The organism is Vibrio sp. CK2-1, assembly GCF_021726515.1.
Taxonomy (GTDB): Bacteria; Pseudomonadota; Gammaproteobacteria; order Enterobacterales; family Vibrionaceae; genus Vibrio.
This window is the reverse complement of record NZ_JAKKCJ010000004.1, coordinates 333,776-358,096: the sequence shown is the minus strand read 5'-3', so window position 1 is coordinate 358,096 and position 24,321 is coordinate 333,776. Positions and strand designations below refer to the sequence as shown.

The 24,321-nt window shown below is 40.7% G+C and carries 31 protein-coding genes; 17 read left to right on the top strand and 14 right to left on the bottom strand.

The window, feature by feature from the left end; genetic code table 11:
- Positions 1 to 89: 89 nt before the first annotated feature.
- Positions 90 to 1,181, bottom strand: coding sequence for a ketoacyl-ACP synthase III (locus tag L3V25_RS12780; RefSeq protein WP_237295837.1), 1,092 nt, complete (start codon positions 1,179 to 1,181; stop codon positions 90 to 92).
- Between the two features lie 168 nt (positions 1,182 to 1,349).
- Between L3V25_RS12780 and trxC the strand changes: the two genes are divergently transcribed.
- Positions 1,350 to 1,784 (top strand): thioredoxin TrxC, encoded by a 435-nt coding sequence (gene trxC / locus L3V25_RS12775; RefSeq protein ID WP_237295836.1) that lies wholly within the window; start codon positions 1,350 to 1,352, stop codon positions 1,782 to 1,784.
- Between the two features lie 209 nt (positions 1,785 to 1,993).
- On the top strand, positions 1,994 to 3,154 hold the full coding sequence (locus L3V25_RS12770) for an MFS transporter (RefSeq protein ID WP_237295834.1): 1,161 nt from the start codon (positions 1,994 to 1,996) through the stop codon (positions 3,152 to 3,154).
- A 133-nt stretch (positions 3,155 to 3,287) separates the two neighbouring features.
- Here the strand turns inward: L3V25_RS12770 and queE are convergent, their stop codons facing one another.
- Positions 3,288 to 3,956 carry a 7-carboxy-7-deazaguanine synthase QueE gene (gene queE, locus L3V25_RS12765; protein WP_237295832.1) on the bottom strand — a complete coding sequence of 223 codons (669 nt, stop codon included), beginning with the start codon at positions 3,954 to 3,956 and terminating at the stop codon, positions 3,288 to 3,290.
- An 11-nt stretch (positions 3,957 to 3,967) separates the two neighbouring features.
- Positions 3,968 to 4,333: a 6-carboxytetrahydropterin synthase QueD gene (gene queD / locus L3V25_RS12760; protein WP_237295830.1), complete on the bottom strand. Its 366-nt coding sequence runs from the start codon at positions 4,331 to 4,333 to the stop codon at positions 3,968 to 3,970.
- Between the two features lie 150 nt (positions 4,334 to 4,483).
- Between queD and L3V25_RS12755 the strand changes: the two genes are divergently transcribed.
- On the top strand, positions 4,484 to 4,672 hold the full coding sequence (locus L3V25_RS12755) for a DUF2986 domain-containing protein (protein ID WP_237295828.1): 189 nt from the start codon (positions 4,484 to 4,486) through the stop codon (positions 4,670 to 4,672).
- Here L3V25_RS12755 and L3V25_RS12750 read toward each other — a convergent pair.
- The 5 genes from L3V25_RS12750 to L3V25_RS12730 all read right to left on the bottom strand — a co-directional run bounded on the left by L3V25_RS12750 (position 4,661) and on the right by L3V25_RS12730 (position 8,043).
- Positions 4,661 to 5,134, bottom strand: coding sequence for an NYN domain-containing protein (locus tag L3V25_RS12750; protein ID WP_089122944.1), 474 nt, complete (start codon positions 5,132 to 5,134; stop codon positions 4,661 to 4,663). The genes L3V25_RS12755 and L3V25_RS12750 overlap by 12 nt on opposite strands.
- A gap of 24 nt (positions 5,135 to 5,158) precedes the next feature.
- A complete protein-coding gene (gene cutA, locus L3V25_RS12745; RefSeq protein WP_192999444.1) occupies positions 5,159 to 5,488 on the bottom strand; it encodes a divalent-cation tolerance protein CutA in 330 nt (109 codons plus the stop codon).
- Positions 5,489 to 5,540: 52 nt separating this feature from the next.
- Positions 5,541 to 7,238, bottom strand: coding sequence for an SgrR family transcriptional regulator (locus L3V25_RS12740; RefSeq protein ID WP_237295827.1), 1,698 nt, complete (start codon positions 7,236 to 7,238; stop codon positions 5,541 to 5,543).
- Positions 7,239 to 7,371: 133 nt separating this feature from the next.
- Positions 7,372 to 7,605, bottom strand: coding sequence for a DUF3389 family protein (locus tag L3V25_RS12735; RefSeq protein ID WP_237295826.1), 234 nt, complete (start codon positions 7,603 to 7,605; stop codon positions 7,372 to 7,374).
- Positions 7,606 to 7,614: 9 nt separating this feature from the next.
- The gene (locus tag L3V25_RS12730; protein ID WP_237295976.1) at positions 7,615 to 8,043 is read right to left on the bottom strand and encodes a hotdog fold thioesterase; all 429 of its coding nucleotides are present in this window, start codon (positions 8,041 to 8,043) and stop codon (positions 7,615 to 7,617) included.
- 187 nt (positions 8,044 to 8,230) lie between these two features.
- On the opposite strand from L3V25_RS12730, the gene L3V25_RS12725 reads away from it, so the two are divergent.
- Positions 8,231 to 9,028 (top strand): M48 family metallopeptidase, encoded by a 798-nt coding sequence (locus L3V25_RS12725; protein WP_237295824.1) that lies wholly within the window; start codon positions 8,231 to 8,233, stop codon positions 9,026 to 9,028.
- A 292-nt stretch (positions 9,029 to 9,320) separates the two neighbouring features.
- On the opposite strand, the gene hutZ is transcribed toward L3V25_RS12725, so the two are convergent.
- Positions 9,321 to 9,869, bottom strand: coding sequence for a heme utilization protein HutZ (gene hutZ / locus L3V25_RS12720; protein ID WP_237295822.1), 549 nt, complete (start codon positions 9,867 to 9,869; stop codon positions 9,321 to 9,323).
- A 9-nt stretch (positions 9,870 to 9,878) separates the two neighbouring features.
- Positions 9,879 to 10,388, bottom strand: a complete 510-nt coding sequence (gene hutX, locus L3V25_RS12715; protein WP_237295820.1) for a heme utilization cystosolic carrier protein HutX — start codon at positions 10,386 to 10,388, stop codon at positions 9,879 to 9,881.
- 144 nt (positions 10,389 to 10,532) lie between these two features.
- Here hutX and L3V25_RS12710 point away from each other — a divergent pair, with 144 nt between their 5' ends.
- The 7 genes from L3V25_RS12710 to L3V25_RS12680 all read left to right on the top strand — a co-directional run bounded on the left by L3V25_RS12710 (position 10,533) and on the right by L3V25_RS12680 (position 15,694).
- Positions 10,533 to 11,327 carry an energy transducer TonB gene (locus tag L3V25_RS12710; RefSeq protein ID WP_237295818.1) on the top strand — a complete coding sequence of 265 codons (795 nt, stop codon included), beginning with the start codon at positions 10,533 to 10,535 and terminating at the stop codon, positions 11,325 to 11,327.
- Between the two features lie 3 nt (positions 11,328 to 11,330).
- Entirely contained in the window at positions 11,331 to 12,029 is a 699-nt protein-coding gene (locus L3V25_RS12705; protein WP_237295816.1) for a MotA/TolQ/ExbB proton channel family protein, read from the top strand.
- A complete protein-coding gene (locus L3V25_RS12700; protein ID WP_237295815.1) occupies positions 12,026 to 12,451 on the top strand; it encodes a biopolymer transporter ExbD in 426 nt (141 codons plus the stop codon). Before L3V25_RS12705 ends, L3V25_RS12700 begins: the two co-directional genes overlap by 4 nt.
- Positions 12,452 to 12,482: 31 nt before the next feature.
- Positions 12,483 to 13,418 carry an ABC transporter substrate-binding protein gene (locus L3V25_RS12695; protein ID WP_237295813.1) on the top strand — a complete coding sequence of 312 codons (936 nt, stop codon included), beginning with the start codon at positions 12,483 to 12,485 and terminating at the stop codon, positions 13,416 to 13,418.
- A gap of 7 nt (positions 13,419 to 13,425) precedes the next feature.
- Positions 13,426 to 14,460 carry an iron ABC transporter permease gene (locus L3V25_RS12690; RefSeq protein WP_237295811.1) on the top strand — a complete coding sequence of 345 codons (1,035 nt, stop codon included), beginning with the start codon at positions 13,426 to 13,428 and terminating at the stop codon, positions 14,458 to 14,460.
- A 14-nt stretch (positions 14,461 to 14,474) separates the two neighbouring features.
- Positions 14,475 to 15,272, top strand: coding sequence for a heme ABC transporter ATP-binding protein (locus tag L3V25_RS12685; RefSeq protein ID WP_237295809.1), 798 nt, complete (start codon positions 14,475 to 14,477; stop codon positions 15,270 to 15,272).
- Between the two features lie 107 nt (positions 15,273 to 15,379).
- Positions 15,380 to 15,694 carry a DUF406 family protein gene (locus L3V25_RS12680; RefSeq protein WP_237295808.1) on the top strand — a complete coding sequence of 105 codons (315 nt, stop codon included), beginning with the start codon at positions 15,380 to 15,382 and terminating at the stop codon, positions 15,692 to 15,694.
- Positions 15,695 to 15,772: 78 nt separating this feature from the next.
- On the opposite strand, the gene L3V25_RS12675 is transcribed toward L3V25_RS12680, so the two are convergent.
- Positions 15,773 to 16,900, bottom strand: a complete 1,128-nt coding sequence (locus L3V25_RS12675) for a 1-acyl-sn-glycerol-3-phosphate acyltransferase (RefSeq protein WP_237295806.1) — start codon at positions 16,898 to 16,900, stop codon at positions 15,773 to 15,775.
- Positions 16,901 to 17,157: 257 nt separating this feature from the next.
- Between L3V25_RS12675 and L3V25_RS12670 the strand changes: the two genes are divergently transcribed.
- Positions 17,158 to 17,769, top strand: a complete 612-nt coding sequence (locus tag L3V25_RS12670) for an AraC family transcriptional regulator (RefSeq protein ID WP_237295804.1) — start codon at positions 17,158 to 17,160, stop codon at positions 17,767 to 17,769.
- A gap of 7 nt (positions 17,770 to 17,776) precedes the next feature.
- Here L3V25_RS12670 and L3V25_RS12665 read toward each other — a convergent pair whose 3' ends face one another.
- The gene (locus L3V25_RS12665; RefSeq protein ID WP_237295803.1) at positions 17,777 to 18,304 is read right to left on the bottom strand and encodes a nicotinate-nicotinamide nucleotide adenylyltransferase; all 528 of its coding nucleotides are present in this window, start codon (positions 18,302 to 18,304) and stop codon (positions 17,777 to 17,779) included.
- Between the two features lie 194 nt (positions 18,305 to 18,498).
- Between L3V25_RS12665 and nadE the strand changes: the two genes are divergently transcribed.
- The gene (gene nadE / locus L3V25_RS12660) at positions 18,499 to 19,329 is read left to right on the top strand and encodes an ammonia-dependent NAD(+) synthetase (protein WP_237295802.1); all 831 of its coding nucleotides are present in this window, start codon (positions 18,499 to 18,501) and stop codon (positions 19,327 to 19,329) included.
- A gap of 106 nt (positions 19,330 to 19,435) precedes the next feature.
- Here nadE and L3V25_RS12655 read toward each other — a convergent pair whose 3' ends face one another.
- Together L3V25_RS12655 and L3V25_RS12650 are read right to left on the bottom strand one after the other, a co-directional pair.
- Positions 19,436 to 20,005: a YceI family protein gene (locus L3V25_RS12655; RefSeq protein ID WP_192999471.1), complete on the bottom strand. Its 570-nt coding sequence runs from the start codon at positions 20,003 to 20,005 to the stop codon at positions 19,436 to 19,438.
- A gap of 11 nt (positions 20,006 to 20,016) precedes the next feature.
- Positions 20,017 to 20,556 carry a cytochrome b gene (locus tag L3V25_RS12650; RefSeq protein ID WP_237295800.1) on the bottom strand — a complete coding sequence of 180 codons (540 nt, stop codon included), beginning with the start codon at positions 20,554 to 20,556 and terminating at the stop codon, positions 20,017 to 20,019.
- A 322-nt stretch (positions 20,557 to 20,878) separates the two neighbouring features.
- Here L3V25_RS12650 and msrP point away from each other — a divergent pair, with 322 nt between their 5' ends.
- The 4 genes from msrP (at position 20,879) to L3V25_RS12630 (ending at position 24,308) form a co-directional block, all read left to right on the top strand.
- Positions 20,879 to 21,889: a protein-methionine-sulfoxide reductase catalytic subunit MsrP gene (gene msrP / locus L3V25_RS12645; RefSeq protein ID WP_237295798.1), complete on the top strand. Its 1,011-nt coding sequence runs from the start codon at positions 20,879 to 20,881 to the stop codon at positions 21,887 to 21,889.
- Positions 21,889 to 22,533: a protein-methionine-sulfoxide reductase heme-binding subunit MsrQ gene (gene msrQ, locus L3V25_RS12640; RefSeq protein ID WP_237295796.1), complete on the top strand. Its 645-nt coding sequence runs from the start codon at positions 21,889 to 21,891 to the stop codon at positions 22,531 to 22,533. The genes msrP and msrQ overlap by 1 nt, the downstream gene beginning before the upstream one ends.
- Before the next feature lie 57 nt (positions 22,534 to 22,590).
- Positions 22,591 to 23,382 (top strand): lipase, encoded by a 792-nt coding sequence (locus L3V25_RS12635; protein WP_237295795.1) that lies wholly within the window; start codon positions 22,591 to 22,593, stop codon positions 23,380 to 23,382.
- A gap of 176 nt (positions 23,383 to 23,558) precedes the next feature.
- Complete coding sequence (locus tag L3V25_RS12630) at positions 23,559 to 24,308, top strand: EAL domain-containing protein (RefSeq protein ID WP_237295793.1); 750 nt, start codon at positions 23,559 to 23,561, stop codon at positions 24,306 to 24,308.
- Positions 24,309 to 24,321 lie beyond the last annotated feature (13 nt).

The following is a 24,321-nucleotide window of genomic DNA, read 5'->3' as shown; positions in this document are numbered from 1 at the left end:
AAAAGACTTAATCTATGTGGCGATGCAATAAAAAACGTCCATGGATTTCTCCTATGGACGTTTTTATAAGGTGTATCAGTGGTTATCTATTACTTTTGATAGGACTTACAATGCTCGATGGCTTCTTCCAACAATTGTAGCGCTGTTTTATCGCAAGGCTCTAGTTCTGCGGTTTGTGCTTCAATTGGTGTGACTCTATCGCCCCACTTAATCATGCCTGCCCCCCAGGTTAAGCCTGCACCAAATGCGGCAACAAGGATATTCATATTCGGTTTAACAAAACCTTGCTCAACGGCTTCGCATAGAGCAATAGGAACCGTTGCTGCAGAAGTGTTACCGTATTTTTGAATATTCACAAAAGCTTTATCTTGAGAAATACCTGCAAAATCACACAAGGTTTGGATGATGCGAATATTGGCCTGATGAGGTACCACACAATCAATTTCTTCTTTGGTTAAACCGGAACGTTCAAGCACGTTTTGCGTTGCTGCGCTCATGCCTTTTACTGCACGCTTAAAGATATCTTTACCGATAAAATCAAAATTCCAGTGACCACTATCTTGATCAAAACGATCCATAGCGGTACCAAACTTAGGAATAGCAAGAATATCACGCCCTGCTGCATCACAGCCTAGTGAAGCCTGCTGAAGTCCGACAGGGTTATCCTGTTCACGGCGAGAGAGTACAACTGCCCCTGCGCCATCGCCAAACAGTACTGCGGTATCACGCTGAGTCCAGTTTAGATAAAACGATAAATGCTCTGCGCCAATAACAATCGCATTACGATAATTACCCGCTTGGATTAGCCTAGTTGCGGTTTCTAAACCGTAAAGGAAACCAGTACAAGCAGCGTTTAGGTCAAAAGCAGCAGCGGCCTGGATGCCAAGGTTACTTTGCACTTTCGATGCAGTATTTGGAATCAAGGTGTCTGGTGAGCATGTCGCGACAATAATACAATCAACTTCATCTGCTGTGATTCCGGCAGCCTGCATGGCATTCTTAGCGGCTACAGTTGCAAGATCGGATGTCTCTACATGGCTAATGCGGCGACTTTCAATTCCCGTACGAGAGCGTATCCATTCATCGGAGGTTTCTAAAAATGTACTTAAATCGTCATTAGTTAAAACAGCTGGTGGTAGGCATTTTCCCCACCCTGTAATTTCTGCGTAAACGTTAGCCATAAAAATACCTTATTAATTTTATTGTTTTATTTTTGTTTATTTCAAACTTGTAAACATTATACGATAGTTGTTTGAAAACTTATACGTTAAGCACTTCCTTACTAACCGTTTTGTAAACAGCTAGTCGCCATTTTATAAAAAGTAGAGAATATTCTTAAAGAGGTCCTGATGACATCATTTATAACCGCTTGCCCACATTGCCAAAGTAAAAACAAAGTCCCTGAATCAAGAGTGTCAGATAAAGCGAGTTGTGGGCGTTGTCAGTCAGCTCTTTTTGATGGCAAGCCAGTAACCGCTACAAGTGAAAATTTAAATGCATTATTAGCCAGTGAACTGCCGGTTGTTATTGATTTTTGGGCTCCTTGGTGTAATCCATGTGTTGGCTTTGCTCCTGTCTTTGAAGATACCGCGGCAGACATGAGTGGCCAAGTGAGATTTTTAAAAGTGGATACCGAATCACAGCAAAATATTGCCGCTAAGTATCAAATTCGTAGCATTCCAACCATTATGGTATTTAAGTCAGGTAAAATGGTTGATTCTATTAATGGTGCATTACCAAAAAGCCAGTTTACACAATGGTTAACCCAAGCGATTACCAAATAGTTAACCTCTAGAAATCTACATTAAAGGCTGCCTAATATGCTTATTATTAGGCAGTTTCCTACTGAAAATATAGCCATTTCCCTTCAATCAATTTCTTTTATCGTTAAATCAAAAAAATCTCATTTTACATATTGTGATGTAAGCCTCATATTCGCCGCGAAATTGTCCTCTTATTTACATTTAACACATTAAACTTTGCGGAGTATGCGGTGAACGACGTAGCTTTGACTTCATCAAAACCATCATTTTTGATCCCAGTTGCAGCGCTATCTTTATATGCGGTTGCATCAGGTTATTTAATGAGTTTGATCCCATTGATGTTAGGTCAATATGGTTTAAGCACGGACGCTGCAAGCTGGTTAGCCAGTGCCTTTTATGCTGGATTATTATTGGGTGCGATGTTCATTGAGCCTATTGTGGCGAAAATTGGACATAAGAATGCCTTTATCTTTTTCCTAGTGCTTTTTTCACTCACTATTGTGGTAATGCCGATTGTTCCGGCATTTGAGTCATGGCTATTTGCTCGTTTCATTGCGGGTATTGCAGTGGCGGGCATATTTGTAGTTGTTGAATCTTGGCTATTAATTGGTGATGAAAAAAGCCGAGCTAAGCGACTAGGTTTATACATGGCTTCACTTTATGGTGGCGCAACGCTAGGTCAACTAGGCATTAGTGTTTTTGCAATAGAAAGTGAGTGGCCATTTGTGGTGATTCTGTCTTTGCTTGTTGCTGCTACCCTGCTGCTTTGCTTTGGTCGCTGCCAACAACCGCAAACGGAAACCCATTCAGTACTTAGCTTAAAGCAAGTATTTAAGATGAATAAAGCAGCTTTAATCGGTTGTATGGTGTCTGGTCTGTTAATTGGCTCTATCTATGGCCTTATGCCTTTAGAGTTACACGACCGCCATGTTTCAACCGCGAAAATTGGTAGCTTGATGGCATTGCTCGTCATGGGCGCAATGTTGGTACAGCCTATTGTGTCTTGGGGCAGCCAATTTATGGGCAAGAAATTATTGATGGGATTATTTTGTCTACTTGGTGTGTTTGCAATTGGATTAACGACATTAAGCTCTAGCCTAGTTGTACTGGCCATTAGCCTAGTGTTACTTGGTATGGCAACCTTCTCTATCTACCCTTTGGCGATCAGCCTAGGTTGTGATGGATTAGAAGAAAACTACATTGTTTCTGCTACGCAGATTATGTTGCTTGCTTATAGTATTGGCTCGGTTGCTGGCCCTATTGCTGCACAGCATTGGATGAATAATCCTGAAGGTTTAACGGGTTTCTTATTCGTGATCTTGTTAGCAACATCACTTTATATGTTTGCTATGAGCATCAAGCGTAAATCACGTATGGTCGCGGGTGAATAACCGAGTAAAAACAATAAGAACTTGAGCGAATAAAAAGCGCCTCATTCCACTTTATTGATGTGAAATGAGGCGATTTTTTTATTAAGAGGTAATAAGTCTACACCCTGCTTATCTAGTTATCTGAAGATACTCATTAAGCGATGTTCAAATATTTATGCGTTTGGATGGATAAACGCCAATTACGCTTAATGCAGGTTTCCATACAAAGCTCAGTGGCTCTAGGTTTCTGACTGATTGGCTGCAGGGCAATGTTGGCTTTAGATTCGCATTGTGCACGTGTGAGTAGCGCATCAAGTTGATCGATATCTTTTTGTGTTCCTACTGGGTGTTTAATTTCATTGGCACGTTGTAATGCTGAATCGAGTACTTCCAGTTTACCTTTCATGGCAATTTTTGGTGACACTGTCACCCATGTATCATCAGAACATAACACTTCCGATGTGCCACTGGTCTCAATTTGACACTGGCAGCCTAACACTTCAAAAGCAGACGTTAATGGCTGTAAATCATAGATACAAGGCTCACCACCAGTGATCACAATATGCTTTGCTGTGTAACCTTGCTGTTGATATAGAGCCACAATGTCATCAACGCTGGCGTGGCTCCAGCTTGGGCTATCACCTTGTTTGATGATGATATCACCGAGTGTGGTTTTATCGCTTTCTTCAGCGGTCCAGGTTTGTTTGGTATCACACCATGAACAGCCTACAGGGCAAACTTGCAGACGAATAAAAACAGAAGGCACACCGGTAAAGTAGCCTTCTCCTTGGATAGTTTCAAAGATTTCGTTGATCTTGTACACAAGGCTCGCCTTTACTCTTGACCGCGGTATATACAGCCAGCTGTACAGGTTTCTTTGATTTCAACTTTGCTGAGTTGTGGCAGCAGAGGTTTTACTTTTTCCCAGATCCACTTCGCTAATACTTCGCTAGTTGGGTTCTCTAGGCCAGGGATATCATTGAGGTAGTAGTGGTCAAGTTGATCATAAATTGGCGCGAAGATTTTCTTCACATCACCAAAGTCAATAATCCAGCCAGTGGTCGAATCTACTTCACCTTGAATGTATAAGCGAACAAAGAAAGAATGACCGTGCAAACGCCCGCATTTATGCCCTTCTGGTACGTTAGGTAAATGGTGCGCTGCTTCAAAAATGAAGTCTTTGTATATCTCGCAAGTCATAGTAATTCCGAGTCTGATTAAAATGGGGTTCGAATATATAGAAGTCGTTAACTAATGAAAAGAAGAACTTAATAAATTCACTAGTAATTAGGCTAGCATTACCGCAGACGTTTGATATGATGCGCACCCACTAGATTGCAGAGATTGGATATGAACCGTAAGAAGAAAATCAATTCGATTTTAAAAAAACGCTTAAAGCAGCAAAATTCCAAGCTGCATAAAACCAATAAGCCGAAATATATTTCTAAAGCAGAGCGAGCTCGCATGGAAGAAGAGGCTCAAACTCAAGCCCCTTCTGATGATGTGCAAACAACCGATCAAGTAGAATCAGAGCAATAACTCATCTTCAATGGGTTGGTATCGATCGGCGGCTTCAATAAGAGAATTCGCCGTTAAGCCCGGTACCCCATAGACTTCAACCGTTTTTCCGTAACGACTCTGAATACGCTTAGCTAATAAATCAAAGTCACCATCTCCCGATGCAATCACAATCACATCCGACACTTCGGCTAATTCCATTGCATCAAGCGCAATTCCAACATCCCAATCCCCTTTTGCTGAGCCATCTTGTCGTTGAATAAATGGTTTGAGTTTTACGTCAAATCCAATGCCTCTTAAGATATTATGAAATTGCTTTTGTTTATCGTCGCTACGCGCTATTGCATAAGCATTGGCATTGACTAAAGTGCGATCTTTCATCACTTTTGCCCAGAATGCGTTGTAATCAAAATGGCGGTGATATTTGTCGCGAGTGGTGTAATAGATGTTTTGTACATCAACTAATATGGATACAGTTTGCATAAATTTCCAAATAAAAATACGGCATTATGAGTGACTACTAGACTGGATCCATTGTAGGTACTCGTGGAAACCCGTTTCGATGGGCAGCATAACGATTTGTGGTACTTGATAGCTATGGTTGGCTAAAATAACTTGCTCAACTTCTTTATAGTGTCGATGCAGAATTTTAATGATTAATAGTGATTCTTGATCATGATTCACCTCGCCATGCCAATGGTAATAACTGGTGATTGGCATAACTTGGATACAAGCGGCTAATTTTTTGGTCAATAACGCATTAATAATCGCTTGCTGGCTTTCTTCTTCGTTTGTTGTTGATAGAACAATCGCATAGCCATCAGGGTGTGTGTCCATAATGCAACTCTCCCTTTGTTCATTATCGAAGGTGTCTATTTAGTGTAGAGCTTTACTCTGGTTTTACCCATACCTGACTAAAATCAAACCAACCCAAGGCATTACAAGTGGCATTTTGCAGCGAACCACATTGATCTTGGCTTACCCCTAACCAACAGTGAAACATAGGTATCAGTTGCTGAGTTTGAACTAGTTGTTTGGCTAGCTCTTTTGCTGGGAAAGTTTGATTGGGTTGAGAGCGCCAATCTGAAACCATCTTCTTCCAATTAGAAAAGTTTTCCTGATTACTCATGATATCGATATCACTATAACCAAGAAGCCAACCGATTAAAGCATCCTTACGATGATTAGCCAATCCCATAGGTTTGAGCCAAATGTCCACCTCATCAGGGTTTTCAACGGTGAGATCATATTTAACTGTTTTCAAGCTAATACCATCTTCTTTTAACAAACTTTTCATGGATTGAATCACATAAGGAAACAACGGATGCATGCTGTGATAAGCAACCGTAACTTGTGCTTTCTCATTATTTTCTATCGCTGGTGGCATTAAGTTTGATTGTAAAATTCCACTATGATGCCAGCCAGGTTTTAAGCCATGAGCGTGTAGTAAGCCTAGTTCAATGACTTTTTGATCCGGGATCCCTCGCAATAAGCTAAACGGGTTTAACCTTTGCGCTAAGTAATGTGCCCAATCATCATTTTTTGCGATACCAGATCGACGGTTAAGTAATAGATAGGTGCAACCAGGATCGAGTTCTACATCGGTGAACTGCCCTTCTGTAGGCTTATTTGGATGAGTTAAGCTAGGGTAAACCATAGATGAATGAGCTTCATCAATTACCCATACTTCCACTCGTTCGATGAGTGGTCGATAACCAAAGTAGTGTTCAAAGGCTTCTAGCACCAAACGAGCCGAATCATTTCTGGTAACTTTATAAGGCCCTGTACCGTTGGGAATCAAATCAAATTTATCAAGATCATTGATGTGTGACTGCAATATTTTTGCCGGGGTTTCTGTCAGTAATAAAGGTAAGTAATAATCGGCATCGGTTAAGTGAATATCGAGCGTATTATTGGAAGGTGATGCCACCGATTCAATATGCTCAAATAAAGTTAATGTTTTTAATCGGTTAATGCTTTCAATCACGTCCGTCATGTTCAAACGGTCGCCATTATGAAAGCGCACCCCTGAACGTAGATAAAAACGCCAATGAGTCGGCGATAACATTTCCCAGTGATGAGCAAGATCCGGTTGAACTTGTTCTTTTTCATCTAACTGAATTAAGCCACTAAAAATTTGTCGGATGATGTGTTGTTCAGAACGACGAGTCGGCTTTAAAGGGTTAAGCGTCGCAAGTTGGCGATAATAAGGCAAACGAATGACTTGCTGCCCTTCTAAATGACTAAAGCCTAGGTAGCCTTGGAAGACTTGGGTAAGCCGTGCTGGGTCATTATCTAAGACAGAAAGAGCATGTTCAATTTTGCCTTCTTCTAAATAACGTTTAGCAAGATTCTCACTCACATCAATTTTATTACGTTTAAAAATCAGCCGTGATAATTTGCCACGCCCTGCTGCCGGCACCCATTCGATCCAGCCTTCTTCTGCTAATTTGTTAAGGACAATACGAGTATTTCGGCGAGTACAACACAATATATCGGTTAATTCTTCTAACTGAATCGCGCAATCTTCACCTTGGAAGTGTTCAAATAAACGCTCAAATTGTGTTCTTAATCGTGGGCTGCTCATAAAGGGGAAACTCTATTGTTTAGCAATAAGAAATAATTTCCCACTTTATCAGCTTTAAAGGGATAAATCTTGTGGTAACACCATTTTTAGGCATTGAAAATAAAACGGAATATTCCTCTTTTATTACTCACCGCTATTGAATTGGTAAACAAAGAAAATCAGCCAGCTGTTGTAATTGTTGTTCGGAATCTAACTTAATCGACCACTGGCATTGCATGTCATGCGCGGTAATAACATTGGCACCACGGCCAATCAGTTGCAGCGCTTCGGTTTGACATTGCATCGTGACACTCGCCATTTGGCTTAAACGCACCACAATTTCGTGTTGGTTAGTAATGATTTTGCCTTGTGAGAATTCAATGATCATTTTCGGTTTTTAACCGCCTTTTCGAGTTTTAACGGCCATGGTAATTCGGCTCGTACATAGTAGACGCTGCTCTTCATCAACAATTTCAATTTGCCATACTTGAGTAGACACCCCGATATGAATTGGCCACGTTTTCCCTGTGACTACCCCGCTACGTTTTGCTCGAATATGGTTGGCGTTAATGTCGAGACCGACGCAGTAAGAATTATCGTCCACACACATATTGGCAGCCAGAGAGCCTAACGTTTCAGCTAATACCACAGATGCGCCACCGTGTAGCAATCCCATTGGTTGGTGAGTAATACTCGATACCGGCATGGTCGCTGAAATACTATTATCGGTGATCTCAACGTATTCAATATTGAGATGCTCCATCAAGGTATTACGAGAAGTTGCATTTAAACGCTCTAAAGTGACGTCTTTTTTCCAAATCATGATGATTCCTATAGTCGATAACACTGAGCTGGTAACAATATTCTTATCAATAACTAAGTGCAACATCTCACTTCTCAATATGAAGACGCGACTCTAATTTTGATTTCAGTTTTATCGTACATTTGATCAATTGCCGTTATAGATAATGTGTTTTAAAGTTAACTCAATATTGTTAGATCAAGGAATGATTATGAAGAAGCTTTCATCACCGTTAAAGGCCGCCACTTTAAGTGGATTGATCATGATGGGTTTGTCTGCTTGTACTTCTTCCCCAACAGGCAGAAGCCAAGTGATTCTATTTTCAGACAGCGAAATGTCTCAATTAGGCGCACAATCTTTTGAGCAAATGAAACAAGAAGAGAAAGTCAGTAAGGATGCCAAGGTCAATGCTTATGTGACTTGTGTGGCTAATGCGATTACCAAGCAAGTGCCTAAGCAAGCAAGTTTTGAACAATGGGAAGTCGTGGTGTTTGATTCTGACCAAGTCAACGCTTTCGCCCTGCCTGGCGGTAAAATCGGTGTTTATACAGGCTTACTTAAAGTGGCAACTAACCAAGATCAGCTGGCAACGGTTTTAGGGCATGAAGTGGCGCATGTACTTGCTAATCACGGTAATGAACGTATGTCACGTAGTCAAATAACCAGCACTGGAATGCAAGTTACCGATTTTGCTTTAGCCGGTACGGAATACAAAGAAATGACGATGAGCGCTTTAGGTTTGGGCGTGGAATACGGCATTAATCTACCTTATGGGCGAACGCAAGAAACGGAAGCCGATATTATGGGCATCGATCTGATGGCCAAAGCGGGATTCGATCCGCAGCAAAGTATCCAGCTATGGAAGAATATGGCAAAGGCATCCGGTGGAAATCAACCGCCTGAATTGCTGTCAACTCACCCTTCTCATGATACTCGAATACAAGATCTAGGCGATGAGATTAAAGGTTTACCTAGATACAACGCATCAGCCCCGAACTGTCAGGCATAGAAGTGTGAAAAATTAATGACAAAAGGCATTGTTTCATCGCTTCTTACGCAGATTTAGAATGAAGTCTAATAACTCAATTATTACAAGCGTGAATGAAATGTTTGTTGTTATAATGAAAGGACAATAATGTCGGCACTAGTGTGCTGGTATAAATCCCACTAGATGGGAAACGGGTGTTACCTTTGCTTGCAAACACCAAAAGGGGTAAGTCCAGCGACTTACCCCTTTTTTCTATTTTCTATTTTCTAATTTCTAGTAATCTCAAATAGATCGTTGCTCGTGCGCAATTATTTTATTGGTTACTGATCTTTTTATGGCCTTGTTCTAAGTGCACCACATCAACAAGATCATCACCAGAAACTTGGAAAGCTTGTCCAAATCCTTTAACAAATAGACCTTGTACGGGTTTTAGACAAAAGAGTTTAAAGTCTTCTAATTGGCTTAATCCTTTCACTATCTCACCAAATCGCTGTTCTAACTCGGCAGTCACTTGTTGCCATTGCGTTGAATCTCGCTCAACAATACTTGCAACCGCATCAAACGTTAGTCTCTTACGAGCAAATAATTGCTTAGAGCTATCTTCGTCTTCAATCAACATTAAAGAAACTTGAGGGTTTGCAGTAAGGTTTCTAGCATGACGAGCAATTTCAGAAATGAGTACAAAGTATCCATCGCCATTTACCACAAAAGGTGCATAGCTCACGTTAGGCTTACCGTCGTTATCCACGGTCGCTAATTGGATGGTTTTTCTTTCTGAGCGAAACTCTTGAATTTCTGGACCTAGTCTATTCTGTAATCTTTCTTGCTTTACTTCTTTCGCCTGAATGGTTTGGCTTTCCATAATGTTCCCTTATTGGCTCAATTCAATTTGAATTTGTTTAAACTTCTCTACCTGATCCGCAAATAAAACGCGTTTCTGATCTCGACCTAAATAAATTTTAAAAATGCTATTTCCTAATGAATCAAAAAAGCCGAAGTAATAACTTTCCTTTCCTCTGAAAGATTTTGAAACAAGCGCAACTTTCTCGATAAGATCCAACCTTAAGTGACCGTGTAACTCACCAGGTCTGCCCATTAAATTATAGTAACCATGAGCATTTTTACCTTTTGGGAATGGTGCTTTCACTTCAAAGATTGAGCCAAAAGAATGCATTATAGTCGTCACTGGCCCCCAACCAACAATGGTTTCTAGCAATGTTTGAGCATGTTCACCGGGTACGATAACGGCCATGTCGCTTGGAAATGCACAAACTACTTCACCTTCGCTAACTCCTAAGTGCTGAGCTAAGGTAGCCGGTAAAGTGCTGTCATCTTTCTCTAGAAGTTCTCTAACTCTTTGTTTTAGTTCATCCCTATCCATTGGTAGTCACTCTTTTTGTCTTCGTATTAAGCATGTGAGCAGAATCATAATTTCACATTAATGAGAATGCAATTGATAATTGATATTATTTAGATTGTGATCAATAATCGTTGCAAGTTAAGTTTATGTTCTAAAGGATTTGATGTGAACGTTCGTCGTTATACTTGTGCTGCAATTATTTCTTTTGGCGCTCATGCTGCGTTAGTCAGTCAATTTGATGAGCAAAAAGCTTTTGCCATGCCTGTTGGTACTCAAGCGAGCACGATTTCCCTTCAGTTTGTTAAAGCTCCATCACCTTCTACATCAAACAAGTCTGAGATAAAGCCAACTGAATCGACGAATCAAAAGTCATCTTCTGAAAAAGCAGAGCCTACACCACCTACCCCTAAAGCGGCGCCGCCTGTAGCAAATAAGAAGCCTGTTACGAAGCCACAGCCCGTTAAAAAGCCAGACCCCATTAAAAAGAAGAAGCCTATCGAAAAGCAATCTGTTGCTAAAAAAGAGATAGAGAAAAAGCCAGTATCAAAACGCTCAATAGTAAAAGAGCCATCAATAGATAAGTCGCAGCCAAAGGCTAAAGTAGAACCAACTGTTGAAAAAGAACTTACCGCTCAGGCTTCCCCTGCAAGCTCGGCAAAGCAAGGAGTAAGTGAAAAGCCAATTCTCGTTGAACAACCAAGCTTTTTAGCGCCGCCAACAAAGCCCCGCTACCCTAGGTTAGCTCAGCGCCGAGGTATTGAAGGCACGGCTATGTATGAAATCTGGCTCGATGAAAATGGTCAACAAATTAAGCAAAACTTATTGTCTTCCTCTGGTGCATCGATGCTTGATCAAGCTGCTCTAGAGGCAATAAAAAAATGGAAGTTTTCACCACGTAAAATCAATGGTACTTCGATCGCACATCGAGTACAGGTTCCTATTCGTTTCAAGTTGGATTAATCAATGATATTTATTTCTCAAATAGAACAGTTACTTGGCTTAATGGCTTGGCCGCTTATGATTTGTTCTTTACTCACCTTAATTATTATTGTCGAGCGTTTAATTCATGTGGTCTTTAATCACTCGGTTGGACGAGCTCAAATCTCAAGTCCACTCGCTTCAATTAAGCCATCAGAAACAGCAAAAGTGCAGCATTTAGCGGATATTTTTTCTCAACGTCGTGCTGTGATTTATCAGGGCGTTTCATTACTTCTTCGCCAGTCATCTTTAGCTAAGCCATTGCGTGAAGATGTTGCAGGGATTTGGCTACAAGAAAAGCGTCATCAGTTACAAAGCGGTTTAAAGATCCTTACTCTTATCGGTGTTATCAGCCCATTAATCGGCCTATTAGGAACCGTTTTGGGGTTAATCGATATGTTTAAAGGCGTAGCGGCGAGTTCTGGCAATATTACGCCAAACGATCTTGCTGATGGTTTAGGTATCGCGATGCGCACGACTGCCGCTGGCTTAATTATCGCCCTACCTGCGATAGTCAGCGCGCAGCTTTTCACTTTGTGGTCAGAGCAGCTTATTAGCAAACTTGAACATGCGATGAATCGAGTCAATTTATGGATTGAAGGTGTCGATATGATGCCCTCTGCAAAAGGACCCTCAACCGAGTCTAGTCATTTAACCGCAGCAGAAACGCAGGTTGCAAAATGATTCGCTCAAATACCTCAAGTTACTCATCACCGATTACTCCGGACTTAACACCACTTCTCGATATTATTTTTATTGTGATGGTTTTTTTAATGCTAACCGCTTCCGTTAAGTTGAGTTCATTAGAAGTGCAACTCCCCTCTACAGAATCAGGTGAAACGAAAGTTGTCGAGAAACAATCCATCACTATCAACATTTTAAATCAGCCCCCCTACTGGGCGATTGATGGGAAAGCTTCTCCTAGTTGGGAGGAATTTCAAAAGTCTTTAACGACTACCATTACGCAAGATCCTAAAAAAGAAGTGATTATTGCCGCCGATAAGCACGCTGAAATACAACATATAGTGAAGTTATTTGGCTTCCTTCAACAGCAAAACATCTCAGCTACTCAAATTCTCATGGAGGAACCAACCAATGCTAAATAATAAGAATGCTCTAAACAGGGACAAAAATGTTATGCCTTCTTTCAACGCGATTTCTTCTTTTGATGTCATTTCTTATTTTGATGTCAGCAAACGTCAAAGCTTTAAAAAATCTGCATTAACGGTTTTATTGTCAGTCGTCGCTAGCTTTTCATCTAGCGCCCTAGCTTCCACTTCTAATACTGATAGCAAAACTGAACGCATTATTAGTGCCGGCGCAGCTGTGACTGAAATTATTGAAGCATTAGGCGCGGAAGAACAATTAGTTGCAATTGATGTCACCAGTGAACAGCCTAGTGGAAAATCATTACCGGTAGTGGGTTATCACCGCCAACTCTCTACCGAAGGTTTGATGGCACTACAACCGAGCTTATTAATTGGTTCGGATGAAATGGGCCCTGATTCGACGCTCAATACGTTAAAGCAAGCCGGCATTACTGTCGCGGTGGTTAATAACGAAGCGACGATTGAAGGATTAGATAAGCGTATTGATCAAATTGCGCGAATTACCGGTAAGCAGCAACAAGCCGCCAGTATTAAGCAAAATGTGGATAAACAAGTTGTCGCTTTAAAGTCTCATCAACCACAAGATAAAAAGAAAGTGATGTTCTTACTTATCCATGATGGGCGACCTGCAAATGTGGCCGGCAACCATACAACGCCAAATGCTTTGATTGAAATGATTGGTGCTATCAACCCTGCTGCAGCATCACTTGATTCATACAAGCCTATTTCATTAGAGTCGATGATTGAGATGCAACCTGATGTGATTTTAGTTAGTGGTCGTAGCTTGGATGACTTAGGGGGTGCGGAAGCGATTTTAAAAAAAATGCCTATGTTAGCGGCAACCCCAGCAGGAAAAACTCATAACATCATTTCAATTGATGGTAAGGCGTTAGTTGGCGGTGTGGGCTTAAAAACACTATCTGAAGCTGAGCGCATTCAGCCTTTAATTTACCCTAGCGAGTAAGTTAAACATGTTAAGACAAGCTTCCCTACCCATTATTTTATTACTGTTTACTAGCCTTGCGATTATCACAAGTCTAGTATCGATAGCGGTTGGGCCGATGCAGATTAGCCTAACCCACAGTATCATGAGCTTTCTGCCATCAAATGCAGAACTCCCTCAACATGTCGCTTTGATTATTCATCAAGTGCGCTTACCAAGAACATTATTGTGTTTGTTGGTTGGTGGGATCTTGGGGTTATGCGGCGCGGTCATGCAGGGACTATTTCGTAACCCGCTTGCTGAACCTGGCATAATTGGTGTGTCCGCAGGTGCCGCCTTGGGCGCTGCACTTGCGATTGTGCTATTTTCTGGCATGGCAAGCTACTACCCTAATTTTATGAATTTCGCTGCGGTTCCGATATTTGCTTTTCTTGGCGGCGCTTTAACGACAATAATTGTTTATAAACTTGGCACCAGTAACTTAGGGACTTCCGTTACCATTATGCTATTAGCGGGTGTCGCCATTAGTGCCTTATCGGGGGCTGCGATTGGTTATTTAAACTTTATTGCTGATGACCAAATGCTAAGAGATCTCTCATTGTGGTCTATGGGTTCATTGGCTGGTGCGACATGGCCTAGTATTACTCTAGCCAGCATAACGTTGGCGCTATTATCGTTTCTATTTATTAAACAAGCCCCTGCTTTAAATGCCTTGTTGCTAGGTGAATCGGAAGCTAAACACCTTGGAGTACCGATTCAATCTCTCAAACGTCGTTTGATCTTACTCACGGCAGTCGGTGTTGGTGTGACGGTCAGCTTAAGCGGCATGATAGGTTTTGTGGGGCTCGTAATTCCGCACCTAGGTCGAATGTTGGTTGGGCCGGATCACCGTACCTTACTCCCCGTTTCTATTTTATTAGGCGCTTTACTGTTAACCGTTGCGGATATGTTTGCACGAGTGGCGGTGATGCCCGCTGAACTTCCGGTCGGTATTGTGACTGCTCTCGTAGGTGCCCCTTTCTTTCTGTATCTTCTATTTAAGCAAAAGGGACGTTTTATCTAATGCAGGTTCATAATATGCAGCATGAAATCGCCATAAAAGCACAGCACCTCACTTTACAATACGGAAAAAAGCAGATTTTAAATGATGTCAGCTTAGATATTCGTCTAGGGGAAGTAACGGCTTTACTTGGCCCTAATGGCACAGGAAAAAGCAGTTTATTGAAGTTGTTATGTGGAGAAGCATCACTCGCACAACAAGCAAATTCAAAGGCCAGTTTGCAATATTTTGGTAAACCCGCGGCAAGTTGGGATAAGCAGCAGCTTGCACGTCATTTAGGAATGTTACCCCAGCACAGTACCTTATCATTTCCTTTTTTAGTTGAAGAAGTCGTTGAATTAGGAGGCTTACCATTAAATGCCTCTAAAGCTGAACTAGGTATTATCGCTAGAGAAAAAATGAAGCAAGTAGGCATACTACCTATGGCCAAGCAGCTTTACCCTCAATTATCTGGCGGTGAAAAGCAGCGTGTACACCTAGCACGAGTATTAACTCAGCTTCATTATGCTCAATCTAATCGCATCTTTATGTTAGATGAACCCACTTCCGCGCTCGATTTAGCACATCAACACAATACATTGCAGTTAGTGAAAGATATGGCTAAAACCGGCACTGCGGTTGTGGTGGTGTTGCATGATTTAAACTTAGCAGCCCAATATGCAGATAGAATTTTACTACTCGATCAAGGTGACATTATGAGTGATGGCAATGCTTGGCATACTTTGACTGCATCGAATATTGAACAAGTCTATGGGCAAAAAGTACTCCTATCAGAACATCCTCAACATGGGTTCCCTGTCATTATGCCGGCTTAGTCACGACAGGTAATATGCTATGGGTTTGTTTTAGCTCAATGCTTTTTTCTGGTTTTAATCTAAAATCAGGCGTAAAATACCCACAGTTTTTGTACGAGGATAAACATATGACAACAGAAACAGAGTTAGAAGTAAGCGCAGAAAATGAAGTATGCGAAGCTTGTGGCTGTAGTGCGGAAATGGGATTCATCATCAAAGAAGGTGATGATGTTGCTGAAGTCACCATTTTAGCTCAAGGTAAAGAGACATTAATGGCTCAACTTCAACCTTATCTTCAACTGGCTGAGCGTGTGAATTCAAACTATCAAAGTGACATTGAAGATGTTGCCGACGATGCCACGCAACTGACCGCTCGCATTAAGTTTGAATGTAGTGCTGAAAAGTTAATTTTTGAACTTCAAAGCCGTTCTTTGAATCGATAATTCGACCTACTCTTTAGGTAATAAAAAAGCAACTGAATCAATCAGTTGCTTTTTTTATAACTGGGTTTTAGTCGTCGGTTATTCTGCTAGTTGCTCGACTTCGTTTTTCTTGGCAACCGGATTTGCATACATCGCGACCAATTTTTCTTGAGCACCCGCTGGTAACGCTTTTAATTTTTTAGCAAAGTTCGCTTCCACTTCTTCGGTGATGGCGTCGCTTTGCTTGCCCGCAGCTAATAAGTTTACAGGGTACAAACGATACAGAGCATGAATTTGACGATCTAACTCTTTGGCAAGTTCATCAGGGGTTTCAAAGTCATCGGTGATCACATCACCAAAGCTAACATGTACACGCCCTTTTTCACCAATAATGCCTTTAACAATACTGGCAATATCTTCAAATTCTGTTTTCTCGTATTTACCATTCACTTCGATTTCATAAAGCTCTTTGGCTTTGTCGATGTCACAAGGATCATTTTCATACGAAATAGAAACAGGAACAATTTTGAGTGACTTAATATAGTCAGGGAATGCGATTTTTTGGCGACGCCCTTCTACATGAAACATCTTTAAAATAGCTGGTTCTGTCATGTCATTGCCGTCTTTGGCTCGACCTTCTCGTTGAGCAATCCAAATAGAGTTCTGAGTTTCTAATGAATGTTTAATATAAGACGACAGTAAACCTAGCGCTTTCATCATTTCACGCGGTGCTTTAATTGAGCGTTTTACGATAAAGCTTTTATTCAGCTTCATCATCTCAGTCGCACAAGGCATTTTTAATAAATTATCACCAATCGCGATACGAACGGTTTTATGTCCATTATTATAAAGGCCCCAGTTAACTAATGCTGGGTCCATGGCAATATCGCGGTGGTTAGAAACAAACAGGTAAGCTTGCTCAGGGTCGAGCTTTTCTAGACCTGAGTACGTTACACCATTGGTCGTTTTATTTAAGGTTGAACCCATGTAAAGCTCAACTTCACGTTGAATATCATCAACGGTTTTGAGTTTCGACCATTTGATCTTTAGATAGACTTTTATCGCAGGAGAAACCAGCTTTTTAAACCAGGCCGGCTTATGAGAAAAACGATATTTGATGATCGCATTAATGAAGCTGTCATCATTAATTAGACGCTCAAGAGCTGCTGGGATTTCATCATCATTATAAGGACGAATTTCTTTGTATGGATCGTTATCAATGCTCATTAATTTACTGCAGTTATGAATAAACAGGTAATTTTACGATGATATGCTCCAAATAGACAGGAACAATCTCAAGGCAAAGCCAATTGTGACGCGTAAATTACCTGAATTCGTTAAATTAGTGAATAGACGAATGTTCAAGTTTAACAAAACCCTTAATTTCATTGCGCTAAAACAAGAACGCTAAAGATTAAAGTGATTGGAATGCTGACTAGAAAACGGTATCTTAGCGCTGAATTTTAATCGCTCAAAAATGGCTCATGAACTATTTAATCGCTCATCAGATACATCAATATCCTTTCTTACACACCACCGCGCGTAAAAAGACCATAAAGCATAAGTTAATTTCTGTTTTAAGTGGCTTTGCTTCTGTGCGCTTAGGAAAAGCGGAATATGTGATGAATGCGGGCGATACCTTCTGGCTACCTTTTGACTGTTTAAACGCCCTAACCTATTTTCCAAACTGCTCACTGATTGAAGTGGAAGTATCGGTACGTTCAACCAAGAACTACCCTCACCAAGCAGGTTTGGTTCAACGCTCAGCACTATTAAATGTCTTGCTGGAGTCCTTGAGTCAATCCCCTTTCGACCCAAGCGATAATGAGCAGAAAAAATGGTTGGAAATTGTAGATTTTGAACTTGAAAAACTGAGCCCTCAGCTAGATGACTCAGTGTTAACGCTAGAAAATGCAGCTAAGACACCGAGTATTGATCACGCCTCACTGCAAATGGCATTAAAAGTAAGACAAGCATTCAAACTTCGCGCATCAGGCATTAAAACAGAACGCATTATTGATGAAGTTTTTTCGGCAAATGCCCAGCAGGCTGAGCAATTGTGTCTGGCCATTGCCAATAAATCGTTGAGTTCATAGCGCATCTTTAGCTATAAAGCTGGTGTTGTTTAATATATTCCCCAACGGATGGCGTAGTCAGATCGTTAATCGATTGATGATTGGCAAGACGCTGTCTGATCTGAGTACTACGAACCGGTAATGTTTCAGGGCAAGCCAATATTGACCATTTGGTCGTGATTTCATCTGCTTTATAAAATTTACCAAAGTTTAGAAAGTTATCTGGGCCGAGAACAAAGGTAAGCTGACTTTGTGGGTAGCGTTCTTGTAACGCTGTCATTACTGCATAGGTCGTTACTGACTGCCCTTGTTCCTCTCCATTTGATTGCAAAATCTCCGCTTCAACATTGCTTATTTGTAAATTGTCTAACTTAGCATCTCGAATAAAAGCTTCAACCATCTCGCAGCGAGCGGAATACTCGAGCATGTCTTTTCCCCATGCGTGAGCAATACTTGGCACTAACAACACCAAATCATAATGTTTGAGCCTTTCTAGTACACTTTTGTGTCCCAAGCTTGGCGGATTAAACGCACTACCAAAAATAGCAATATTCACGAAGCAGAAATTCCTCAAGTCGATATCGAATAGACGCAAGATTACCATCGTTAGTCATACAGTGAAACGAGGTTATATACCGAAGTAACTTGGCTATGAGCTAGACTCACTCCTTGAGGTCACTTGGGTATAGTTATATGATTGGAATCACAGTTTAATTTATCACTTTTTTTGCTGCACAATAAGGAATTCTCATGGAGCAACTCATTCGTCAAGAAATGCAAGTCCTACCCGCTATCGATGCTCAATTTGAAATTACTCGCCGAGTTTCTTTTATCAAAAATAAATTGCAGCAATCTGGCTGTAAGTCATTAATTCTCGGTATCAGTGGCGGTGTAGATTCGACTACCTGTGGTCGTCTTGCTCAGTTAGCGGTAGATCAACTGAATACAGAAAATAATACAACTGACTACCAATTTATCGCGGTACGCCTGCCTTATGGTGAGCAGAAAGACGAAGATGAAGCTCAAGTCGCACTGTCATTTATTCAACCTACCTACTCTATTTCAGTCAACATTAAAGCCGGTGTTGATGGTCTGCACGCGGCAAGCCATGAAGCATTAAATGGTACAGGGCTACTACCTAGTGATCCGCCGAAAGTTGATTTTGTGAAAGGTAATGTTAAAGCTCGCGCCCGTATGGTGGCTCAATATGAAGTGGCCGGTTATGTTGGTGGCCTAGTGTTAGGCACAGACCATTCTGCAGAAAATATTACCGGTTTCTATACTAAATTTGGCGATGGTGCGTGTGACTTAGCCCCACTATTTGGTTTAAGTAAACGTCAAGTCCGTCAAGTGGCTGCTGAACTAGGTGCGCCAGAGGTATTAGTGAAGAAAGTACCAACCGCCGATCTTGAAGAGCTTGCGCCACAAAAAGCGGATGAAGATGCACTAAACCTAAGCTATGACCAAATAGATGATTTCTTAGAGGGTAAGCCGGTAACGCAAGACGTGATCGATCGTTTAGTTGGAATTTATAAAGCGACGCAGCATAAGCGCCAGCCTATTCCGACAATTTACGATTAAGCATTAATCTCAATCGCAATACGTTACGTTACCAAATAAAAGAATAAAGGCTCACTAATTTGATTAGCGAGCCTTTGTTATATAGGTAGGTATAGATTGTTAACTGTTACTGCTTAATACCTTCAACATAAAGGTCTAAATCCACGTAAGTTGCCCCTGCCATTTCTTGAATACCAAAGTCTTTTACTTCTAGACGAGTCGTACCTTTAAATCCTGCACGCTCATTACCCCACGGGTCTTCACCTGCACCGATAAATTCAGCATCAATAGTGACTGGAACCGTTTTACCATGTAATTGTAAATTACCATCAACCGCTAATTTACCGTCACCTTTATCCGTCACTTTAGTACTGGTAAATGTCGCTTCAGGGAATTTACTCGCATCTAAAAAGTCATCACTACGAATGTGCTTGTCACGATCTGCATGGTTTGAATCAATGCTGCCAGTATCGACAACAACATTTACTTTTGAGGCTTCAACATTCGCTGGATCGTAAGAAAAGGTGCCCTCAAAATCATTAAAACGACCTTGTGTGAAGCTGTAACCTAAGTGGCTTACACGAAAGTTTACTGAGGCATGTGCGCCTTTAGTGTCAATTTGATAATCCGCTGCAATTGCACCCATAGGTAGTACCATAGTGGCGCATAGACCAGCAGTAGTTAGCCATTTTTTCATTTCCATTTTGATCATTTTGTCGCTCCTGTCATTTTTCGTAACGTATTGTCTTTATTAACAAAGTGATGTTTTAGTGCTGCAATCGCATGTATGGATGCTAAACCTATCAAGATACATGCAAAATAATAATGTAGCAGACCTGCAATATCCGATTGGTCTTCAAATAGTGCACCGAGAGATGGCACTGTGTACCAATCAAAAATATCAATGCCACGGCCATCAGAAGTAGAAATGAGATAGCCTGAAATAAAGATTCCAAACAATAGCGCATACATTAAAAAGTGAGCAATTTTTGCTGCAACTTTTTCAAATGCCGTCCCTTCTACTTCTGGTGAACGAGTAAACAAGCGCCAAATCACTCGAAATACAGTATAAGCTGCAAGTAATAAACCGACTGATTTATGCCAATGTGGCGCGTCTTGATACCAAGCACTGTAATAACTTAAATCAACCATCCATAAACCAGCAGCAAATAAGCCAATAATGACTAGAGCAGAGATCCAATGGTTAATTTTGCTAATAAGGTTATAGCTATGTACAACTTGATTCATGTAACTAATTCCGTATATGAAAGTTATTCTCGTTTAGTCATAGTATTACTAAAACGTTCACAGAAGATAAGAGTCTATTCTGGACAACTTGTTCAATTTTTTTGACGATGTTGTATACATTGTGACAACCATTAGGATTGTAAGGAATAACAAATATAAATTCACGGTTACTTTTATGTAACAAAAATTTTGTCAAGAAGTGTCAGCGTTAATCCTTTAACCAGTTTAGATGTATTAAGTGCTCTATATTTGAAATTAATTTAACGGTGTTGCGGTCTTATAAGATTGTATTTCTATCATCGTCTTCAGTAAGGATTGCTTTATGTTGATTAAATCACGTCCATCTTGGTTTTTAAGTGAAAATGAGACTACTCCAGAGTCTATTTATAAACAGCGTAGAGACATTGTTAAAAAGCTAGGTATAGCCGCGGCAGCAGCCCCTTTTGCCTCTCAGGCTCATGCCAGTTTATTTGATGTATTCAGTTCATCAGATGAAAAACTCACTGCGCAAGATTCAAGGGCTACGCTAGAAGGCGCGGCTTCGAAATACTCAACAAAAGGATTGGCACTGACACCAGAAAATAAGGTACTGACTTATAATAATTTCTATGAGTTTGGTACAGGTAAAGGCGAACCCGCAGAGCAAGCAAAGAACTTCAAAACAACACCTTGGACGATAGAAATTACAGGTGAAGTCGCCAAGCCGGTGAAACTTGATATGGCCGATGTGATGAAGAATATGGAGATTGAAGAGCGGATCTACCGTCACCGTTGTGTAGAGGCATGGTCGATGAATGTTCCGTGGTTAGGTTTTACATTAGCATCACTATTGAAACTGGTTCAACCTACCAGTAAAGCCAAATATGTCGCATTTGAAACCCTTTATGATCCAGAACAAATGCCCGGACAACGTGGTTTTTCAAGTATCGACTACCCGTACGTAGAAGGTCTAACCATTGCAGAAGCCATGAATCCACTGACCTTAATGACGGTTGGTTTATATGGTAAAACTCTCGCGCCACAAAATGGTGCCCCATTACGACTTATTGTGCCTTGGAAGTACGGCTTTAAAGGGATTAAGTCGATTGTCAAAATCCATTTACTTGAAAAAAAACCGCCGACTACTTGGAATTTGCTTGCTCCTGATGAGTATGGTTTTTATGCCAATGTGAATCCAAATGTCGACCACCCTAGGTGGAGCCAAGCAAGTGAGCGATTTATTGGTGAAGGCAGTCTATTCAGCTCCGTTCGACAAGAGACACTGATGTTTAACGGTTATGGTGAGCAAGTTGCCTCCTTGTATAAAGATCTAGACTTAAAGCGAAATTATTAATGCCTTTAAAGCCAAAGCACATTATTGGGCTAAAAGTGTTCATACATTTAGCCCAAATATTTTCATTTACTTGGTTAGTCTTTGCCGTGATAAATGGGCACTTAGGGGCAGATCCTGTTCAGCCGATTATTCACTTTACCGGTAAAGCGGCCCTTAATACCCTACTGATCACTCTACTCATTTCACCGCTAGCGAAAAAATTTAAACAAGGTCAGCTAATTAGAGCGCGCCGATTGTTAGGTGTTTATAGCTTCGCTTGGGCAGTGATTCACTTAACGGCATTTGCTTGGTTAGATTTGGCTTTACAGTGGCAATTAATTGGCAGTGAAATCATTAAACGCCCTTACCTAGTTTTAGGCGCAGTAATTTGGATTATCTTGTTGCTATTAACCATCACTTCCACACAAGCGATGCAGCGTAAAATGGGCAGAAAATGGCAACAATTACACAATTGGGTATATCTCGCTGCCATACTCGCGCCAATTCATTATTACTGGTCAGTTAAATCAGAGATTTTAGAACCAAGCCTTTATATTGGTGGAGCCTTATTATTACTATGGCTAAGGAAAGAGAAAGTTCTACGTTGGCTCGATACCTTACTGCCGAGCAAGGCATCAACAGCAAAAAAGAGTTCTAAGTCATAATTCCTTAATCATTGTTTGGCATGGTAGTGATTACCTTAATAACAATGATTTTTATATTTGAAGACACTCAAACGCTACCAGTACGAACGTTATGCCATTCTTTGCCAATTGGCCTACCCTAGAGTTTTTAAGCAAACACGGTATGGTTTTGACCCCAATGGCCAACGCATCATCTATAACGCCAAAGGAAAAACCTTAATCCGTGTATTGTGGTGTAAAGATAAAGAAGAAGTGATCGTTGTTATTAAAGGCTCGCATAGCATAAACGACTGGCTGTTAAACTTTGCAATGTGGCATAAATCTTGTCTTCCTACCTTAGGACTGCCTTATTCCATTCACGCTGGCTTTTATCATTTATTACACCAAGAAAGCATGCCTTCTCATCGGGACGATAGATTGGGTGACTCGGTCTATACTCGCTTAGAGACGATACTGACTCCCCTGATTGAACAAGGTAAACGAATTAGTATTACCGGGCACTCTTCTGGCGGTGCTATTGGTTTAGTGTTTGCCGATTATTTAGAAACCAAATACCCGAATATCATAAAACGTGTGGTGACCTTTGGTCAGCCTGCCATCGGAGGGTGGCGGTTCCGACGACGTTATCAGTTAGCAAGAAGAACATTTCGTGTTTGCTGTGATATTGATATCGTCACCTTTCTACCTCCTATTCCATTTATGTATTGGCATGTGGGAAAAATGCTGTGGCTATACAATGGACGTATTTATGAAAATACCCCAACAATCTTGCGATTAGGTCGTTCATTATTGAGCTGGTTAATTAGACCGTTTTCTTATCATTTAATGAGTAAATATATACGCGACAAAGACTTTTTTGATGAGCGGTAACATACGTGAAACATTCCCCGCTCAATTGATTTTTCTCTCTAAAAATCAATATTGATCTGAGTTAAAAAACCGTTTTTCTAGTATTAAATAGATAGCTGATATTGGTTGTATTTGGTATCTTAAGCGCAATTTTTAGTAGTAATTGAGCATCTGAATCAATGTCAAAAAAATTCGACATGTCTTTTTTTAAAGGCGAATGTGGCAATCACTTTGCACGATATAAAAATTTAATATTGAGTAGTGTTTTTCAGCCTATTTTTAATCAAGAAAATACGATTGTTGGTGTTGAAGCATTGCTAAGAATGAAAAGCGAATCTGGTGAGCACATCTGCCCAGGCTACTACTTTTCAGATGAAAACCCAGATCAAGATGATAAAAGCGCAATAGACCTTATTAGTCGAATTTTACATATCAATAATTTTGTCGATTCTCAACACAAACAAATTAAGTTGTTTTTAAACTTTTTACCTAATAGTTTTAAAGCTTTAGAGCCCTCTTGTCCGCATGAAGTTCGTTTTCTAAAAGAGCTCAACAAGCTTAATGTTTGCTCAGATCAAATCGTACTCGAATTACTTGAGTTTCATTGTGAAAATATTGAGCAACTGAAGGCGTCAGTTAGCAAAATGGCTGAACATGGGTTTGATATTGCAATTGATGACTTCGGTTCGGAATACTCAAATAGTGAGCGTGTTGATCTTATTAACCCGAGCATTGTTAAAATTGATCGCATGCTTTTAGATCAATACATGAAAGGCGAACAAGACAAGCTCCTAGAAGCAATGGCTATCGCTAAGGCTTACGGTGCTCAAACCGTTATTGAAGGCATTGAGACCCAACAACAGCTAGATACCATGCGAGCATTAAGTATCGATATGTATCAGGGTTATTTCCTTGGCATGCCAGAACCTATGATCCCAGCAGCGTAAGCACTCTACTTCA

Excerpts from the sequence above, each read along its gene's own strand:
- L3V25_RS12780 (WP_237295837.1), bottom strand. The coding sequence starts at position 1,181 with ATGGCTAACGTTTACGCAGAAATTACAGGGTGGGGAAAATGCCTACCA.
- trxC (WP_237295836.1), top strand. The coding sequence starts at position 1,350 with ATGACATCATTTATAACCGCTTGCCCACATTGCCAAAGTAAAAACAAA.
- queD (WP_237295830.1), bottom strand. The coding sequence starts at position 4,333 with ATGACTTGCGAGATATACAAAGACTTCATTTTTGAAGCAGCGCACCAT.
- L3V25_RS12755 (WP_237295828.1), top strand. The coding sequence starts at position 4,484 with ATGAACCGTAAGAAGAAAATCAATTCGATTTTAAAAAAACGCTTAAAG.
- L3V25_RS12750 (WP_089122944.1), bottom strand. The coding sequence starts at position 5,134 with ATGCAAACTGTATCCATATTAGTTGATGTACAAAACATCTATTACACC.
- cutA (WP_192999444.1), bottom strand. The coding sequence starts at position 5,488 with ATGGACACACACCCTGATGGCTATGCGATTGTTCTATCAACAACAAAC.
- L3V25_RS12740 (WP_237295827.1), bottom strand. The coding sequence starts at position 7,238 with ATGAGCAGCCCACGATTAAGAACACAATTTGAGCGTTTATTTGAACAC.
- L3V25_RS12735 (WP_237295826.1), bottom strand. The coding sequence starts at position 7,605 with ATGATCATTGAATTCTCACAAGGCAAAATCATTACTAACCAACACGAA.
- L3V25_RS12725 (WP_237295824.1), top strand. The coding sequence starts at position 8,231 with ATGAAGAAGCTTTCATCACCGTTAAAGGCCGCCACTTTAAGTGGATTG.
- hutZ (WP_237295822.1), bottom strand. The coding sequence starts at position 9,869 with ATGGAAAGCCAAACCATTCAGGCGAAAGAAGTAAAGCAAGAAAGATTA.
- hutX (WP_237295820.1), bottom strand. The coding sequence starts at position 10,388 with ATGGATAGGGATGAACTAAAACAAAGAGTTAGAGAACTTCTAGAGAAA.
- L3V25_RS12705 (WP_237295816.1), top strand. The coding sequence starts at position 11,331 with ATGATATTTATTTCTCAAATAGAACAGTTACTTGGCTTAATGGCTTGG.
- L3V25_RS12700 (WP_237295815.1), top strand. The coding sequence starts at position 12,026 with ATGATTCGCTCAAATACCTCAAGTTACTCATCACCGATTACTCCGGAC.
- L3V25_RS12695 (WP_237295813.1), top strand. The coding sequence starts at position 12,483 with ATGCCTTCTTTCAACGCGATTTCTTCTTTTGATGTCATTTCTTATTTT.
- L3V25_RS12690 (WP_237295811.1), top strand. The coding sequence starts at position 13,426 with ATGTTAAGACAAGCTTCCCTACCCATTATTTTATTACTGTTTACTAGC.
- L3V25_RS12685 (WP_237295809.1), top strand. The coding sequence starts at position 14,475 with ATGCAGCATGAAATCGCCATAAAAGCACAGCACCTCACTTTACAATAC.
- L3V25_RS12680 (WP_237295808.1), top strand. The coding sequence starts at position 15,380 with ATGACAACAGAAACAGAGTTAGAAGTAAGCGCAGAAAATGAAGTATGC.
- L3V25_RS12675 (WP_237295806.1), bottom strand. The coding sequence starts at position 16,900 with ATGAGCATTGATAACGATCCATACAAAGAAATTCGTCCTTATAATGAT.
- L3V25_RS12670 (WP_237295804.1), top strand. The coding sequence starts at position 17,158 with ATGAACTATTTAATCGCTCATCAGATACATCAATATCCTTTCTTACAC.
- nadE (WP_237295802.1), top strand. The coding sequence starts at position 18,499 with ATGGAGCAACTCATTCGTCAAGAAATGCAAGTCCTACCCGCTATCGAT.
- L3V25_RS12655 (WP_192999471.1), bottom strand. The coding sequence starts at position 20,005 with ATGAAAAAATGGCTAACTACTGCTGGTCTATGCGCCACTATGGTACTA.
- L3V25_RS12650 (WP_237295800.1), bottom strand. The coding sequence starts at position 20,556 with ATGAATCAAGTTGTACATAGCTATAACCTTATTAGCAAAATTAACCAT.
- msrP (WP_237295798.1), top strand. The coding sequence starts at position 20,879 with ATGTTGATTAAATCACGTCCATCTTGGTTTTTAAGTGAAAATGAGACT.
- msrQ (WP_237295796.1), top strand. The coding sequence starts at position 21,889 with ATGCCTTTAAAGCCAAAGCACATTATTGGGCTAAAAGTGTTCATACAT.
- L3V25_RS12630 (WP_237295793.1), top strand. The coding sequence starts at position 23,559 with ATGTCTTTTTTTAAAGGCGAATGTGGCAATCACTTTGCACGATATAAA.